Below are 14,440 nucleotides of genomic sequence, written 5' to 3' on the forward strand. Positions count from 1 at the left end.
ATCGAGGAGCGTCCCCCATGCGCAGCACCCGCACCCGCACCCGTACTCGTACCACTGCGGCCGCAGTGGCCGTAGCCGCAGCCGTACTGGCCCTGGTTCCGGCCACCGCCGCCACGGCGGCCCCTGCCAAGGCCTCCCAGGCCGTCACCGCCGCCACGGCCGTCACCGCGTCCGCCCCCGGCGGCAACGCGGTGTTCCTCGGCATCGACTACGCCACCTGGCAGCGCGACGTGTCCGCCGTCATCGACGCGGCCCGCCCCGGGATCGAGCAGCGCATCGCCGCCTCGCCGGCCGGTGAGAAGCCGGCGATCGTCCTCGACATCGACAACTCGTCGCTGGAGACGGACTTCCACTGGTTCTGGACCTTCCCGACCCCCGCGATCGCCCAGGTCCGCGACCTGACCCGATACGCGAACGACCGCGGAGTCGCCATCTTCTTCGTCACCGCCCGCCCGGGGATCATCTACTCCCTCACGGAGCGCAACCTCAAGGCGGTCGGCTACCCGGTCTCGGGCCTCTACGTCCGCGACCTGCCCGCACTGTTCGGCGAGGTCAGCGCCTACAAGACGGCCAAGCGGGCGGAGATCGAAGCGCGCGGCTACACGATCATCGCCAACATCGGCAACAACCAGAGCGACCTGGTCGGCGGCCACGCCGAGCGCACCGTCAAGCTGCCGGACTACGACGGCAAGCTCTCCTAGTCCGGCCCGCCGGTCGAGGACGCTAGTCCAGCCCGGCGGCGATCGCGTTGACGGCGGCCCAGCTGAAGGCCATGGCGGGGCCGATCGTCGCGCCCGGTCCGGGGTAGGTCTCCCCCATCACCGCCGCCGAGCAGTTGCCGGAGGCGTAGAGCCCCGGGATCGGCGTGGAGTCCTCGCGGAGCACCCTGCCGTCGGTGTCGGTGACGAGGCCGCCCTTGGTGCCGATGTCCCCCGGGTGCACGGGGACCGCGTAGAAGGGGCCCTTCTCGATCGGCGCCAGGTTCGGGTTGGGCAGCGTCGGGTCGCCGTAGTAGCGGTCGTAGACGCTCTCGCCGCGCCCGTAGTCCTTGTCGGTGCCCACCTCGGCGAAGGAGTTGAAGCGGGCGATCGCGGCGGGCAGGCGGGGCGCGGAGATCTGCCGGGCCAGTTCCTCCACGGTGTCGGCCTTCTTCAGGAAGCCGCTCTCCAGCCACGTCTTGGGGAAGGGCTGGCCGGGGAAGAGGCCGGCGAAGATGTACCGGGCCTTGGAGCGGGCGTCCAGGATCAGCCAGGACGGCACGGTCGACGCCCCGGGCCGGTCGGCGGCGTACATCCGGTCCACGAACGCGTGGTACGGCAGGGCCTCGTTGGCGTAGCGCTCCCCCGCCTCGTTGACGATGACCATGCCGGGGATGCCCCGGTCGGCGACGAGGAAGAAGGGCTTCTCCCCCGGCGGGCACACCGACGGCGCGCCCCAGACCTTGTCCAGCAGATCGGTGGCGGCCCCCAGTTCCTCACCGAGCGTCAGGGCGTCGCCGGTCTGACCCTGCGAGGCGTGCGTCCAGGCCGTGGACGTGGGTGCGGGCAGGTGCTTCTCGCGCAGGGCCTGGTCGTGCGAGAACCCGCCCGAGGCCAGCACCACCCCGCCCCGCGCCGCTACGGTCACTTCGCGCCCGGCGCGCAGGACCCGTACGCCCGTCACCCGGCCGGCCGGGTCCGTGATCAGGCCGGTCAGGGGCGCCGACAGCCACAGTTCGCCGCCGAGCGCGTCCAGGGAGAGCCGCATGCGGGCGATGAGCGCCTCGCCGAGGGAGAGCAGCTTGCGGCGGGTGGCCAGGGCCTTGACCGCGCGCAGGCCGACCTTGACGGAGGTCTTCTTGCCCGCCCAGGTGCGGCTGACCATGTTCAGGAAGCGGAAGTCGTACGAGGTCATCGTCAGCCCGTACGTGGGCAGTCCGGCCCGGCGCATGGAGGCGCCGAGCCCGCCGAGCCGTTTGAAGTCGACGATGCACGGCTCGATGGAGCGGCCCTGCGCCATGCCGCCCTGGGCTTCGGGGAAGTAGTCCGAGTAGCCGGGGGTGTACATGAAGCGGATCTCGGTGCGGTCGTGGAACTCCCTGACCATGCGCGGCCCGTGGTGCAGGTACGCGTCCTTGCGCGCGGCCGGGACCCGGTCGCCGACGGTGGCGTCGAGGTAGGCACGGGCCTTCTCGCGGGTGTCGGCGAGGCCGGCGCGGTCGAGGTGGAAGTTGCCGGGGACCCAGATCGCACCGCCGGACAGGGCGGTGGAACCCCCGTAGACGTCGGCCTTCTCCACGACGAGGACGCTCAGCCCCCGGAGCCGGGCGGTGACGGCGGCGGCGAATCCGGCGGCGCCGGAGCCGACGACCACCACGTCGTAGGCGTACTCGGTGACGTGCTCGGCGGTGTGCTCGGCGGTGTGCTCGGTTGTCATCCGAAGGCTCCCGTGGCGTAGTCGCTGCGGTAGTACAGCAGGGGTGATCCGCCGTCGCGGGCGTTCAGTTCGAGGACCCGGGCGGTGACGAGGTAGTGGTCGCCCGCCTCGTGGACCTCTTCCAGGGCGCAGTCGACGGTGGCGAGGGCGCCGGTGACGCGGACGGCTCCGTGGGCGGAGCGTTCCCAGTCGACGCCCGCGAACTTGTCCTCGCCGCGGCGGCCGAGTGCCTCGCACACGGCGCGCTGCTCCTCGGCGAGGATGCTGACGCCGAAGCGGCCGGCGGCCCGCACCTTGGGCCAGCTGGAGGAGCCCTTGCCCACGCAGAGCAGGACCAGCGGCGGGTCGACGGAGAGGGAGGCGAAGGACTGGCAGGCCAGTCCGGCCGGGCGGCCGTCGTCCGCGACGGCCGCGACGACGGTGATGCCGGAGGCGAAGGCGCCGAGGACCTCGCGGAACCGGGCGGGGTCGACCGGGACTCCAGGGGCGACCGGGACTGCGGGGTCGACCGGGACTGCTGGGGCGACCGCGCCGACGCCCGCGGCGGGGCCGGTCAGCCGTTCCACTGGTGGCCCCAGAAGCTGTCCGCGGTGATCTCCTTCGCGGTCCAGGTGGCGGGGTCGACGAGCAGGCCGTCCCAGCCGTACTCGACCTGGAAGCCGCCGGGGGCCTGGGCGTAGAAGGAGACCATGTGGTCGTTGGAGTGCCGGCCGAGGGTGGAGGCGATGGGGATGCCCGCCTCGTTCATGCGGTCGAGGCAGTAGCCGACGTCGTCGAGGGTCTCCAGCTCGACCATGAAGTGGACGATGCCGGGCGGCAGCGCGCCGGGGTAGAGCCCGAGGCTGTGGTGGCGGCGGTTGGGGCTGAGGAAGTGCATCCAGTAGAAGTCCTGGCCGGGCTTGCCGGTGGGGACGGCGACCGGGGGCAGCCGCATCGAGTCGCGCAGCTGGAAGCCGAGGAGGTTCTCGTAGAAGTCGAGGGTGGCCTCGGTGTCGGCGGCGGGCAGGACGACGTGGCCGAGGCCGAGGCCGCCTTCGCGGCCGCCGGTGACGAACCGGTTGCCGTAGCGGGCTGCGAGCGGGGTGTGGTCCTGGGCCTGGCCCCAGTAGATCTCCAGGGGGTTTCCGCTGGGGTCCTCGCAGTGGATCAGGCCCTGGACGCGGCGGTCGGCGAGGGTTTCGGCGTCGCCCTGCTTGACGGGGTGTCCGGCGCTCTCCAGCTCGGCGGCGGCGTCTTCGAGGGCGCGGGCGTTGGCGACTTCGAAGCCGGCGGCGAGGAGGCGGTCCTGGGTGCCGGCGACGAACTGGAAGCGGTGCGTGCGGTCGTCGATGCGGACATTGAGACGGGTGTCCGTGGTGCCGGCGGCTTCGGCCATGCCGAGGATGTCGAGGACGTAGGTGCGCCAGGCGGCGAGGTCTGCGGTCTCGATGCGGAGGTAGCCGAGTGCGCGGATGTCCATGGGGGAACTCCTCGGTGGGATCAGTGGTGGCATCAGTGGAGGAAGAAGTCGGTGGCGAGGCGGTTGAACTCGTCGGCGGCCTCGGTCTGCGCCCAGTGCCCGCAGTGCGGGAAGACGTGCAGGCGGGCGTCGGGGATGGTCTTCAGCGCGAGGAAGGCGCCGTCGACCGGGTTGACGCGGTCCTCGCGGCCCCAGGTCAGCAGGACGGGGCGGCTGATGCGGTGCGCTTCGCGCCAGAGCATGGCGGCCTCGGGCCACTTGGCGAAGGAGGCGCCCATGCGGGCGTTGCCGAGCCTGGCTTCGGGGTCGGTGGCCTGGGTGTAGCGCTCCTCGACGAGGGCGTCGGTGACGATCGCCGGGTCGTGGGCGAGGGTGGTGAGGAAGATCCGCATCTGCTCGCGGGTGGGCTCGGGGGCGAGGCTGAACTCGAAGAGCCGCTTGATGCCTTCGGTGGGGTCGGCGGAGAAGAGGTTGAGCGAGATCCCGCCGGGGCCCATGAGCAGGAGCTTGTCGACGCGTTCGGGGTGGTCCAGGACGAGCCGGGTGGCGGTGCCTCCGCCGAGGGAGTTGCCGATGAAGTGCGCCCGCTCGATGCCGAGTTCGTCCATGAGGGCGAGGACGGCGTTCGCGCTGAAGCTGAAGTAGTCGCGGTCGGGTTCCGGCTTGTCGGAGCGGCCGTAGCAGGGCTGGTCGACGAGCAAGGTGCGGAAGCGCTCGGCGAAGTGGGGCAGGTTGCCGCCGAAGTTGGACCAGCCGGAGGCGCCGGGACCGCCGCCGTGCAGCATGATCACGACGGGCGCGTCCAGGGGACCTGCCACGTGGTAGTGCAGGTGCAGGGCGCCGGCCTTGGCGGTGCGGGAGGTGTTCTCGTACGTGAGTACCTGCGCGCTCACAACATCGTGTCCTGGATGTCGAGGCCGAGTGCGCCCTGCCCGAACAGGACCAGGGCCCGCTCCGGGTCGTTGGCGGCGTGGCCGCGGCCGGTGTGGACGTCGCGCCAGGCGCGCTGGACGGGGTGGGGGCCGGTGCGCATGGCGCTGCCGCCCGCGTTCTCCATGAGGAGGTCGACGGCGGCGACGCAGCGCTCGGTGGCGAGGACCTGGTCGCGGCGGGCCCGGGTGCGCAGCGGCGTGGGGAGTTCCTCGCCGCGTTCGGCGAGGGCGTAGAGCTCGGAGATGTTGCGCTGGAGCTGGAGCCAGGAGGCGTCGATGTCGCTGGCGGCGCGGGCGATGCGGACCTGGGCGAAGGGGTCTTCGGCGACCTGCTGGCCGTAGGAGATGCGGAAGCGCTCGCGGGTCGCGGCGACGTAGTCCTCGTAGGCGCCTTCGGCGATGCCGACGATGGGGGTGGAGATGGTGGTGGTGAAGACGGAGGCGTAGGGGAGCCGGTAGAGCGGCTCGGGGTTGAGGCGGTGGCCGGGTACCTGGAGGGCGGTGACGGGGCCGAAGCTGAGGGCGCGGTGTTCGGGGACGAACACCTCCTCGACGACGATGTCGTTGGAGCCGGAGCCTCGCAGGCCGACGGTGTCCCAGACCTCGTCGATGCGGTACTGGGAGCGCGGGATCAGGAAGGTCCGCATGTCGACGGGGCGGCCTTCGGCGTCGGTGACCAGTCCGCCGAGCAGGGCCCAGTCGGCGTGGTCGCAGCCGGAGGAGAAGTGCCAGCGGCCGCTGAGGGTGAAGCCTCCGTCGACCGGGGTGACCTTGCCGGTGGGGGCGTAGGAGGAGCAGATCCGCGTGTCGCGGTCCTGGCCCCAGACCTCTTCCTGGGCGCGGGGGTCGTAGAGGGCGACGTGCCAGGGGTGGACGCCGACGACGGAGGCGACCCAGCCGGTGGAGCCGCAGGCCTTGGCGATGTCCTTGACGGCGGCGTAGAAGAGGGCGGGGTCGGCGGCGTACCCGCCGTGGGCCTTGGGCTGGAGCAGCCGGAAGAAGCCGGTGGCGGCGAGTTCCTTGATGCTCGCCTCGGGGACTTTGCGCTGGCTTTCGGCCTCTGCGCTGCGCTCGCGGAGGGCGGGGGCGAGGGCGCGGACCGCTGCGAGGACCTCTTCGTCACTCATGGTGTCCCCTTCTCAGATCAAGGATCTTCGGGTGTTCGGGATCGATGGCGAGGAACGTACGCCGGGTGGTCCGGGGCGCGGAACGAGCTGTTCCCGCTGAGCGGGAAGCTCCTCGGAACTCCTCGGAAACTCTTCAGAACTCCTCGAAACGACTACTTGAAGTATTACTGAACGAAATAGCCCCCTCCGGGTGCTTCCCTCCGGCCGGGGGCGCGTGGCAGTGTCGCCCCAACGCCTCACGCAGGGGGTTTTCTCGTGCTTGACCAGGCCATGGAGCAGGTCGCGGAGACCGGGCTCGCACCGCTTTCGCTGCTGGAGAAGGCCGCGAAAGTGCTGGGCGCCTTCGAGGGTCCACAGCCGCGGCTGTCGCTCACCGAGGTCGTACGCCGCTCCGGAATCCCACGTTCTTCCGCCCACCGGATCCTCGACCAGCTGGTGCAGCTGCGCTGGCTGGACCGCGAGGGCCGGGACTATCGCATGGGCATGCGCATGCTGGAGCTGGGCGCGCTCGCCTCCCACCACAACCGGCTGCGCCGGGCCGCGCTGCCGCTGCTGCACGCGCTGCACGAGCAGACGGGCCGGGTGGTGCACCTGTCGGTGCTCGACGGGGCCGAGGTGGTGTGCCTGGAGCGGATCGGCGGTTCGGAGGCCACCACGGTGCCCTCGCGGGTCGGCGGCCGGATGCCGGCGTACTGCACGGCCGCCGGCAAGGCGATCCTCGCGTTCAGTGATCCCGCCGCGGTGGAACACGTCCTCGCGCAGGGGCTGCGGCCGCGCACCGCGCGCACCCTGATCCGGCCGCTCGCTCTGCGTTCGGAGCTCGCGGCGGTCCGCGAGCGCGGGCTGGCGTACGACCGGGAGGAGAGCTTCCGGGGCATCTGCTGCGTGGCCGCTCCGCTGCGGGGCGCCGGGCGGGCCGTGGCCGCGGTCTCGGTGTCCTCCTGCCGGGGCGACCGGGAGACGGCCCGCCTCGCGCCGGCGGTACTGGCCTGCGCGCGATCGGTGTGGCGCGAGCTGTACGGGCCGGGCCGGCCGGGGCGGGCCGCGGCCGCGCCGGCGCGGGACCTGGAGCCGGCGGTCTCGGCGCAGGCGATGGACAACATGATGGGATGGCTGCGGTTCAGCGAGTGGATGTAGTGGGTAGTGGTACCCCAACGCACGAGTGAACGAGTCCGGGCCCGACCCCCCGCCAGGGGGCCGGGCCCGGAGTCGTACGGCGGGCCCGGCGGCCTCGTTCAGCCGTCGTAGCTGATGCGGATCCGGTCGCCGAGCGGCAGGGCCTGGCAGGCCAGGACGTAGCCGTCGGCCACGTCCTCGCGGTCCAGGACCTCGTTGCGGACCATCGTGACCTCGCCCTCCACCACCCGGCAGCAGCAGGCGCTGCAGGCGCCTTCGCGGCAGGAGTACGGGGCGGGGACTCCTGAGGCGAGCAGGGCGTCGAGCAGCGGGGTTCCGGCGGGCCAGTCCACGGTGTGCACGGCCCCCTCGAACTCCACTTCGGCGGTGGCGTCGCCCGCCCCGGTCGCGGCGGGAGCCGGGTCGGGGGCCGTCCGGGCGAAGACGTCGCCGCTCAGCGAGAAGTACCGCTCCCGGTGGATCGACCGGCCCTGTCCCCCCGTGGAGCGGACGGCCGCCTCCGCCGCGTCCATCAGCGGAGCGGGCCCGCACAGGTAGGCCTCGCGGCCCGCGTACGGGGCCACGAGCGGGGCCAGCTGCGGGGCGGTCGGCAGTCCCTGGAGGGTCTCCAGCCAGTGCACGACGGTGAGCCGCCCGGGGTGTTCCTCGGCGAGCCCCCACAGCTCGTCGCGGAAGATCACCGAGCCGGGGTCGCGGTTGGCGTACACCAGGGCGACGTGGCCCCCGCCCGCCACGAGCGCCGACTTCGCGACGGAGAGCACCGGGGTGATGCCGCTGCCGCCCGCCACCAGCAGCAGGTCCCGGTCCAGGTCGGGCGGGGTGAAGGTGCCCGCGGGGGGCAGGATCTCCAGTTCGTCGCCGATGGCCACGTCCTGGCACAGCCAGCCGGAGGCGACGCCGCCGGGGACCCGTTTGACGGTGATGCGCAGCGGGTCCCCGGCGTGCGGGGAGCCGGCCAGCGAGTAGCAGCGGGCCGCGCCGCCGGCCCCGGTCGATGGGGGAAGCCGGAGGGTGAGGAACTGTCCGGGGCGGTACGGGAGTTCCGCGTCGAGTACGAGGGAGACCGCCTCGGGGGTCTCCTGGATCCGGTCCGTGACGCGGACCAGCAGCCTGCCGGTGGCTCCGCCCCGGGCGGCAGCCGGGGCCGGGCTCCGTACCCCCGCGGCGCGGTCCTTCGTACGGCTGTCGGTGTCAGACATCGGCCGGCACCTCCAGGCGGCCCGCCAGGACGGCGGCCTCGATGCCCGCGCGCAGGGCCTCGCAGGAGCGGACGCGGGCGCTGGGGCGGGCCGCCCCGGTCTCGGCGGCGATGCGCGGGCAGGCCGCGGCCGCCTCCTCGGTCCACTGGACCTGGGTGTGGGCGGGGCTGAACTTCTCGCACAGCACCTGCGTGCCGCACTCCCCGCACACCACGGGGGTCATCACGGGGTCCCGGCCGCGCGGCGGGCGAGGTTCTCGGCGACCTCTGCCTTCCAGGCGGCGGTGGCGCGGGCGGTGTCGATCTCGAACTCGAAGCGGTGGACCATCTCGTCCTTGACGTCGGCGGCGTCCACGTAGAACTGCTCGTACCAGCGGCGGAGCTGGTAGACGGGGCCGTCCTCCTCGGTGAGGAGGGGGTTGTCGATGCGGGTCTTGTTCTTCCAGATCTCTACGTCCTGCTCGAAGCCGACGGCGAGGCCCTCGGAGGTGAGGCGGGCCGCTTCGGCGGCCTGTTCGTCGCTCATGCCGGGGAGCTTCTTGACGATGGTCCCGTACATGAGCATGAAGCTGTTCTCGTCGATCGGGTAATGGCAGTTGATGAGGACCGATTCCAGTTCGACGCCGCCGCCGATGTCGCTCCACAGCTTGTCGATCATGTACGAGGGGCCGTAGTACGAGGCGTCCGAGCGCAGGCCGCCGCCGGTGGAGAGGGTGCCGAGGTCCACGTCGCCGCGCGGGGTGGACTCCATGTACTGGGTGGCGACGTGGCCGTCGAAGACGTTCTTGAAGTAGTGCGGGAAGGCGTAGTGCACGTAGTAGAAGTGCGCCATGTCGACGACGTTGTCGACGATCTCGCGGCAGTTGGAGTTCTCGACGCGCAGGAAGTTCCAGCTCCAGTCGCTCCACTCGGGGTCGCCGACGCCCTCGATGACGGGGATCGTGACCTCGGGCGGCGGCGGGTTGCCCTCCGGGTCGTGCCAGACGTAGAGCTGGCCATTGCGCTCCAGGGTGGTCCAGGCGCGGGTCCTGGCGCGCGGCGGGACGCGGCGGGCGTAGGGGATGGCGGCGCAGCGGCCGTCTGCGGACCAGCGCCAGTCGTGGAAGGGGCAGGCGACGGTGTCGCCCTTGACGGTGCCGTGGGCGAGGTTGCCGCCCATGTGGGGGCAGTAGGCGTTCAGGACGCTCAGCTCTCCGTTGTCGGCCCCCTGGAAGACGACGAGTTTCGTACCGAAGGCCGCGATCTCGTGCGGGGTTCCGTCCCGGAACGGGGCGGCGAGTCCCAGGCAGTGCCAGCCGCGGGCGAACCTCGCGGGCACGGCGGCGGCTTCGATGACACGGGCTTCTTCTTCGATTGCGGTCACGGGGTGGCCCTCCACTTCGTTGTGGGTGTGCTGCGCTGGGATGGGGAGTGACTAGCGGGCTTCGCCGGCGAGCTCGATCGCGATGTCGATGAGCTGGTCCTCCTGGCCGCCGACGAGGCGGCGTTCGCCCGCGCGCAGGAGGATCTGCGCGCCGGAGACCCCGTAGCGCTCGGCCTGCCGGTAGGCGTGCTTGAGGAAGCTGGAGTAGACGCCGGCGTGTCCCATGAGCAGGGCCATGCGGTCGAGGGTGCACTCGTCTTCCATGACGGGGCGCACCACGTCCTCGGCCGCGTCGATGATCTTCAGGACGTCGATGCCGGTACGGATGCCCATCTTCTGACAGACGGCGGCGAAGGCCTCGACGGGCGTGTTCCCGGCGCCCGCGCCGAGGCGCCGGGTGGAACCGTCGATCTGGAGGGCGCCCGCGCGGACGGCGGCGACCGAATTGCCCACGCCCAGGCCGAGGTTCTCGTGTCCGTGGAAGCCGACCTGGGCATCGGAGCCCAGCTCGGCGACGAGCGCGGCGACCCGGTCGGTGACCTCGTCCATGACCATGGCGCCCGCGGAGTCGACGACGTACACGCACTGGCAGCCGGCGTCGGCCATGATCCGGGCTTGGCGGGCCAGGTTCTCGGGGGTGGTGGAGTGGGCCATCATCAGGAAGCCGACGGTCTCCAGGCCCATCTCGCGGGCGAGCCCGAAGTGCTGGACGGAGATGTCCGCCTCGGTGCAGTGGGTGGCGATCCGGCAGATCTGTCCGCCGTTGCCGTGGGCGGCGCGGATGTCGTCCTTCACGCCGAGGCCCGGAAGCATCAGGAAGGCGATCTTCGCGTGGCGCGCCGTATCGGCGGCGATCTTGATGAGCTCCTGCTCGGGGGTCTTGGAGAAGCCGTAGTTGAAGGAGGACCCGCCGAGTCCGTCGCCGTGCGTGACCTCGATGACGGGGACTCCCGCGCCGTCGAGCGCGGAGACGATCGACCGTACGTCCTCGCCCGTGAACTGGTGGCGCTTGGCGTGCGAGCCGTCGCGCAGGGAGGAGTCGGTGATCCGGATGTCGAGGGTGTCGGAGTAGCTCGGGTGGCTCGAGTGGCTCGAGTGGTCCGTCATTTCTGCAGTCCCTTCGCGAACTCCTCGCCGACCTTGGTGGCGGCGGCGGTCATGATGTCGAGGTTTCCGGCGTAGGGCGGCAGGTAGTCGCCGGCGCCCTCCACCTCCAGGAAGATCGCGACCCGGGCCATGCCCCCGTTGAGCGGGGAGGGGTCGTCGAACTGCGGCTCGGTGCGCAGCCGGTAGCCGGGTACGTACGAGGCCACGTCCTCGGCGACCTGCTTGACGGAGGCGGTGATGGCCTCGCGGTCGGCGTCGGCCGGGATCGCGCAGAAGACGGTGTCGCGCATGATCACCGATGGATCGGCGGGGTTGAGGATGATGATGGCCTTGCCGCGGGCGGCGCCGCCGATCTCCTCGATGCCACGGGCGGTGGTACGGGTGAACTCGTCGATGTTGGCGCGGGTGCCGGGGCCGGCCGAGGCGGAGGCGACCGAGGCGACGATCTCCGCGTAGGCGACGGGGACCACGCGGGAGACGGCGTACACCATGGGGATGGTGGCCTGGCCGCCGCAGGTGATCATGTTGACGTTGGCCCGGTCGAGGTGGGCGGTCAGGTTCGCGGGCGGGACGACGGCGGGGCCGACGGCGGCGGGGGTCAGGTCGACGGCCTTGATGCCGAGTTCGGCGTAGCGCGGGGCGTTGGCGCGGTGCACGTAGGCGGAGGTGGCCTCGAAGACCAGGTCCGGCAGCTCGTCCTGGGCCAGCAGCCAGTCCACGCCCGCGTGGGAGGCTTCGACTCCGGCGCGGCGGGCGCGGGCGAGGCCCTCGCTGGCGGGGTCCACGCCGATCATCCAGCGGGGTTCTATGTGCGGGGAGCGCAGGAGCTTGTAGAGCAGGTCGGTCCCGATGTTCCCGGAGCCGACGATGGCAGCGGTCGCTTTTTTCGTCTTGGGCTTCGCCTTCGACGTCGACTTCGACTTCGACTCGATACTGATCGTGATCACCTCAGGAGAAGGAGAGGGACACCGGGCCGAGCCCGGTGAAGTCGGCGGTGTACGTCCGCCCGGCGGCCACGTCCACGGCGCGGGTGCAGGACCCGGGCAGGATCAGGTGCCCCTTGCGGAGCTGGACCCCGAAGCGGGCGACGGTGCGGGCCAGCCAGGCGACGGAGGCGGCCGGATCGCCGAGCACGGCGTCGCTGCGGCCGCTCGCCAGAGTGTCGGATCCGCTGGTCAGGGTGGCGTCGACGGCCTTCAGGTCCAGCTCGCGGGGGCACCGGCCCTCGCCGATGACGTATCCGGCGGAGGAGGCGTTGTCGGCGATGGTGTCGGCGATGGTGATCCGCCAGTCGGCTATCCGGCTGTCGATGAGCTCCAGGGCCGGGACGACCCGCTCGGTGGCGGCCAGTACGTCGGCGACGGTGCAGCCCTCTCCGGGGAGGTCATCGCCGAGCACGAAGCCGACCTCGACCTCGATGCGCGGCGCGCAGTACGCGGCTGCGGGGACCGGGGTGTCCTCGCGCAGCTCCATGGAGTGCAGCAGGTGCCCGTAGTCGGGTTCGCCGACGCCCATCATGGCCTGCATGACGGGGGACGACAGCCCGACCTTGTGCCCGGTGACGCGGTCGCCGGCCGCGAGGCGGTGGCGGATGTTGAGGAGCTGGATCTCGTACGCGTCCCGTACGTCGATGCCCTCGCAGAGCTCGGTCAGCGGCCGTACGGGGGCCCGCCGCAGTTCCGCCGCGCGCAGCACTTCGGCGGCTTCGCGCCGGCGCCGGTCGTTCAGCATGGGGTCCTCCCGGCTGCGGTGGTGTGTGGTGCGGCAGACGGTAGGCGGGAGCCGGGCGCGGATGGGAGGCCGTGTTCCCGCTGAGCGGGAATGGGTGCGGGCCGGGACCTTTCCGGGTCCCGGCCCGCGTGTACTGCCGGCGCCCACCGTGCTCCGACAAGGGCTGCGAAGGTGGTGGGGCGATCAGTCGAGGTCCTCCCGGTCAGCGCGCCGGCGACCTCTCCCGAGGGCGTGCGCAGCGCCGTCGGCCTCTTCGGCGAGCCGCCCCGCCGGGGCGCTGCCGCCGGTGCGGCGGCGGTAGTAGGCGAGGGTCACCACCGCGAGCAGCGGCCCCCAGGCGATGAGCGGGACGTAGCAGACGAGCAGCCACGCCGTTTGCAGGGTGGTCGCGGGCTCCGTCGTGTTCGGCTCTTCCAGCGGGGGTACGAAGTGGAAGATCTGGTTGAGCCAGGCGTAGAGATTGAGAGCGGTGACCGCGCAGGCGCCGAACGCGGCGGGGATCACGGCCGCGAGAACCGGGACGGGCTTTGCGCCGGCGACCGGAACCCAGCGCGGCACCACCTCGCCCCAGGGCCGGACCAGGCCGAGCGTGAGCAGCGCGAGGCACTCCGAGACCACGGTGAGGGAGAGGATGTATGGGTGCTCCCACGGCTCCAGGGTGTTGTTCGAGTACAGGGCCGGGAACCACCCCAGAACCAGGGGGATCCGCCACAGCGCGGACGGCAGCACGCATAACGGCACGGCATGAGCCGCCCGGACGGTCCAGGGGGCGGGGGCAGGGGCGGGGGTCCGGGCGGTCAGGAGGGTCATGGTCGTCTCCGTGCGGGCGCGGGCGGGGAAACCTGGGCACACCCAGATTCCCCGGACCCGCCGCAGCGAACGTCCGCCGTGAGGATGGGGCCCCTACCCCGCGCGGCTGATCTTTCCGTAGGTCCTGAGGACCATGCCCGCGCGGCGGGGCGTCAAAGCGGAACTTCCGCGGCGCATCACTGGGGGGTACCAGATCGTCCCCGCGGCGGCTTCCCCGAGCGCGGTGATCAGGGACCGACCCCGCCCCGCGCGCTACCGCGCCCCGTACACCGGCTGCGGCGGCTCCGACTGGGCCAGGAGCTTCGTCGTAGCCTCCCCCGCGTCCGACGGAGTCCACCGTGCTGCGCAGTCGGCCGTGGGGCCGGGCCGCCAGCCCTCCATGACCGTGATGCGGCCGCCCTCCGTCTCGAAGACGCGGCCCGTGACTCCGGCCGAGGCGTCGGAGCCGAGCCACACCACCAGCGGGGACACGTTCTCCGGGGCCATCGCGTCGAAGGCCCCGGCTTCCGGGGCGGCCATGGTGTCGGCGAAGGTCTGCTCCGTCATCCGGGTCCGCGCCGCGGGGGCGATCGCGTTGACCTGGACCCCGTAGCGGCCCATCTCCGCCGCCGACACCAGGGTCAGCCCCAGGATCCCGGCCTTGGCCGCGCTGTAGTTGCCCTGGCCCACGGACCCGAGCAGCCCCGCCCCCGAGGAGGTGTTGACGACCCGGGCGGCGACCTGCCGGCCCTCCTTCGCCTCGGCCCGCCAGTAGGCCGCAGCGTGCTTCAGCGGCAGGAAGTGCCCCTTCAGGTGGACCCGTATCACGGCGTCCCAGTCGTCCTCGTCCAGGTTCACGAGCATCCGGTCGCGCAGGAACCCCGCGTTGTTGACGAGGGTGTCCAGCCGCCCGAAGGCCGAGACGGCCGTCTCGACCAGTGACGCCGCGCCCTCCGTCGTCGCGATGTCACCGCCGTGCGCGACGGCCTCCCCGCCCATTGCCCGGATCTCGGCGACGACCTGAGCCGCCGGGCTTTCCGGCCCCGGCAGCCCGTCGAGGCCGACGCCGAGGTCGTTCACGACGACCCGCGCCCCTTCCTCGGCGAAGGCCAGCGCGTGGGCCCGGCCCAGCCCCCGCCCGGCGCCCGTCACGATGACCACACGGCCTTCGGCAAGTCCCAT

The 14,440-nt window shown here is 72.1% G+C and carries 15 protein-coding genes; 2 read left to right on the top strand and 13 right to left on the bottom strand.

The features are described 5' to 3' along the window. The first annotated feature begins 17 nt into the window (after window positions 1-17). Entirely contained in the window at window positions 18-701 is a 684-nt protein-coding gene (locus tag AC3IYI_RS09675) for an HAD family acid phosphatase (protein WP_489409785.1), read from the top strand. A gap of 22 nt (window positions 702-723) precedes the next feature. Here AC3IYI_RS09675 and AC3IYI_RS09680 read toward each other — a convergent pair whose 3' ends face one another. Genes AC3IYI_RS09680 through hsaA form a run of 5 tightly spaced genes read right to left on the bottom strand, consistent with a single transcriptional unit; the run spans window position 724 to window position 5,933 of the window. Then, entirely contained in the window at window positions 724-2,415 is a 1,692-nt protein-coding gene (locus tag AC3IYI_RS09680) for an FAD-dependent oxidoreductase (RefSeq protein ID WP_489409786.1), read from the bottom strand. Next, window positions 2,412-2,981, bottom strand: coding sequence for a flavin reductase family protein (locus AC3IYI_RS09685; RefSeq protein WP_489409787.1), 570 nt, complete (start codon window positions 2,979-2,981; stop codon window positions 2,412-2,414). Before AC3IYI_RS09685 ends, AC3IYI_RS09680 begins: the two co-directional genes overlap by 4 nt. Continuing rightward, complete coding sequence (locus AC3IYI_RS09690) at window positions 2,969-3,874, bottom strand: VOC family protein (RefSeq protein ID WP_489409788.1); 906 nt, start codon at window positions 3,872-3,874, stop codon at window positions 2,969-2,971. Before AC3IYI_RS09690 ends, AC3IYI_RS09685 begins: the two co-directional genes overlap by 13 nt. A 32-nt stretch (window positions 3,875-3,906) precedes the next feature. Further along, complete coding sequence (gene hsaD, locus AC3IYI_RS09695; protein WP_489409789.1) at window positions 3,907-4,767, bottom strand: 4,5:9,10-diseco-3-hydroxy-5,9,17-trioxoandrosta-1(10),2-diene-4-oate hydrolase; 861 nt, start codon at window positions 4,765-4,767, stop codon at window positions 3,907-3,909. Beyond that, window positions 4,764-5,933 (bottom strand): 3-hydroxy-9,10-secoandrosta-1,3,5(10)-triene-9,17-dione monooxygenase oxygenase subunit, encoded by a 1,170-nt coding sequence (hsaA, locus tag AC3IYI_RS09700; protein WP_489409790.1) that lies wholly within the window; start codon window positions 5,931-5,933, stop codon window positions 4,764-4,766. Before hsaA ends, hsaD begins: the two co-directional genes overlap by 4 nt. Before the next feature lie 255 nt (window positions 5,934-6,188). Between hsaA and AC3IYI_RS09705 the strand changes: the two genes are divergently transcribed. Then, entirely contained in the window at window positions 6,189-7,070 is an 882-nt protein-coding gene (locus AC3IYI_RS09705; RefSeq protein ID WP_489409791.1) for an IclR family transcriptional regulator, read from the top strand. A 98-nt stretch (window positions 7,071-7,168) separates the two neighbouring features. Here AC3IYI_RS09705 and AC3IYI_RS09710 read toward each other — a convergent pair whose 3' ends face one another. From AC3IYI_RS09710 to AC3IYI_RS09745, 8 genes are all read right to left on the bottom strand, one after another. Next, window positions 7,169-8,269: a 2Fe-2S iron-sulfur cluster-binding protein gene (locus tag AC3IYI_RS09710; protein ID WP_489409792.1), complete on the bottom strand. Its 1,101-nt coding sequence runs from the start codon at window positions 8,267-8,269 to the stop codon at window positions 7,169-7,171. Beyond that, window positions 8,262-8,492 carry a ferredoxin gene (locus AC3IYI_RS09715; RefSeq protein ID WP_489409793.1) on the bottom strand — a complete coding sequence of 77 codons (231 nt, stop codon included), beginning with the start codon at window positions 8,490-8,492 and terminating at the stop codon, window positions 8,262-8,264. The genes AC3IYI_RS09710 and AC3IYI_RS09715 overlap by 8 nt, the downstream gene beginning before the upstream one ends. Then, window positions 8,492-9,631 carry a 3-ketosteroid-9-alpha-monooxygenase, oxygenase component gene (locus AC3IYI_RS09720; RefSeq protein WP_489409794.1) on the bottom strand — a complete coding sequence of 380 codons (1,140 nt, stop codon included), beginning with the start codon at window positions 9,629-9,631 and terminating at the stop codon, window positions 8,492-8,494. Before AC3IYI_RS09720 ends, AC3IYI_RS09715 begins: the two co-directional genes overlap by 1 nt. 51 nt (window positions 9,632-9,682) lie before the next feature. Beyond that, window positions 9,683-10,738, bottom strand: a complete 1,056-nt coding sequence (dmpG, locus tag AC3IYI_RS09725) for a 4-hydroxy-2-oxovalerate aldolase (protein ID WP_489409795.1) — start codon at window positions 10,736-10,738, stop codon at window positions 9,683-9,685. Then, a complete protein-coding gene (locus tag AC3IYI_RS09730; protein ID WP_489411486.1) occupies window positions 10,735-11,682 on the bottom strand; it encodes an acetaldehyde dehydrogenase (acetylating) in 948 nt (315 codons plus the stop codon). The genes dmpG and AC3IYI_RS09730 overlap by 4 nt, the downstream gene beginning before the upstream one ends. A 4-nt stretch (window positions 11,683-11,686) precedes the next feature. After that, window positions 11,687-12,469, bottom strand: coding sequence for a 2-keto-4-pentenoate hydratase (locus AC3IYI_RS09735; protein WP_489409796.1), 783 nt, complete (start codon window positions 12,467-12,469; stop codon window positions 11,687-11,689). A gap of 183 nt (window positions 12,470-12,652) precedes the next feature. Beyond that, window positions 12,653-13,279: a hypothetical protein gene (locus AC3IYI_RS09740; protein ID WP_489409797.1), complete on the bottom strand. Its 627-nt coding sequence runs from the start codon at window positions 13,277-13,279 to the stop codon at window positions 12,653-12,655. Between the two features lie 252 nt (window positions 13,280-13,531). Continuing rightward, entirely contained in the window at window positions 13,532-14,440 is a 909-nt protein-coding gene (locus tag AC3IYI_RS09745; protein WP_489409798.1) for an SDR family oxidoreductase, read from the bottom strand.

Source organism: Streptomyces sp. GL_148 (assembly GCF_057834205.1).

What these genes read in the sequence shown, in the direction of transcription:
- AC3IYI_RS09675 (WP_489409785.1), top strand. Translation starts at nt 18, where the DNA reads ATGCGCAGCACCCGCACCCGCACCCGTACTCGTACCACTGCGGCCGCA.
- AC3IYI_RS09680 (WP_489409786.1), bottom strand. Translation starts at nt 2,415, where the DNA reads ATGACAACCGAGCACACCGCCGAGCACACCGCCGAGCACGTCACCGAG.
- AC3IYI_RS09690 (WP_489409788.1), bottom strand. Translation starts at nt 3,874, where the DNA reads ATGGACATCCGCGCACTCGGCTACCTCCGCATCGAGACCGCAGACCTC.
- hsaA (WP_489409790.1), bottom strand. Translation starts at nt 5,933, where the DNA reads ATGAGTGACGAAGAGGTCCTCGCAGCGGTCCGCGCCCTCGCCCCCGCC.
- AC3IYI_RS09710 (WP_489409792.1), bottom strand. Translation starts at nt 8,269, where the DNA reads ATGTCTGACACCGACAGCCGTACGAAGGACCGCGCCGCGGGGGTACGG.
- AC3IYI_RS09715 (WP_489409793.1), bottom strand. Translation starts at nt 8,492, where the DNA reads ATGACCCCCGTGGTGTGCGGGGAGTGCGGCACGCAGGTGCTGTGCGAG.
- dmpG (WP_489409795.1), bottom strand. Translation starts at nt 10,738, where the DNA reads ATGACGGACCACTCGAGCCACTCGAGCCACCCGAGCTACTCCGACACC.
- AC3IYI_RS09735 (WP_489409796.1), bottom strand. Translation starts at nt 12,469, where the DNA reads ATGCTGAACGACCGGCGCCGGCGCGAAGCCGCCGAAGTGCTGCGCGCG.
- AC3IYI_RS09740 (WP_489409797.1), bottom strand. Translation starts at nt 13,279, where the DNA reads ATGACCCTCCTGACCGCCCGGACCCCCGCCCCTGCCCCCGCCCCCTGG.
- AC3IYI_RS09745 (WP_489409798.1), bottom strand. Translation starts at nt 14,440, where the DNA reads ATGGGACTTGCCGAAGGCCGTGTGGTCATCGTGACGGGCGCCGGGCGG.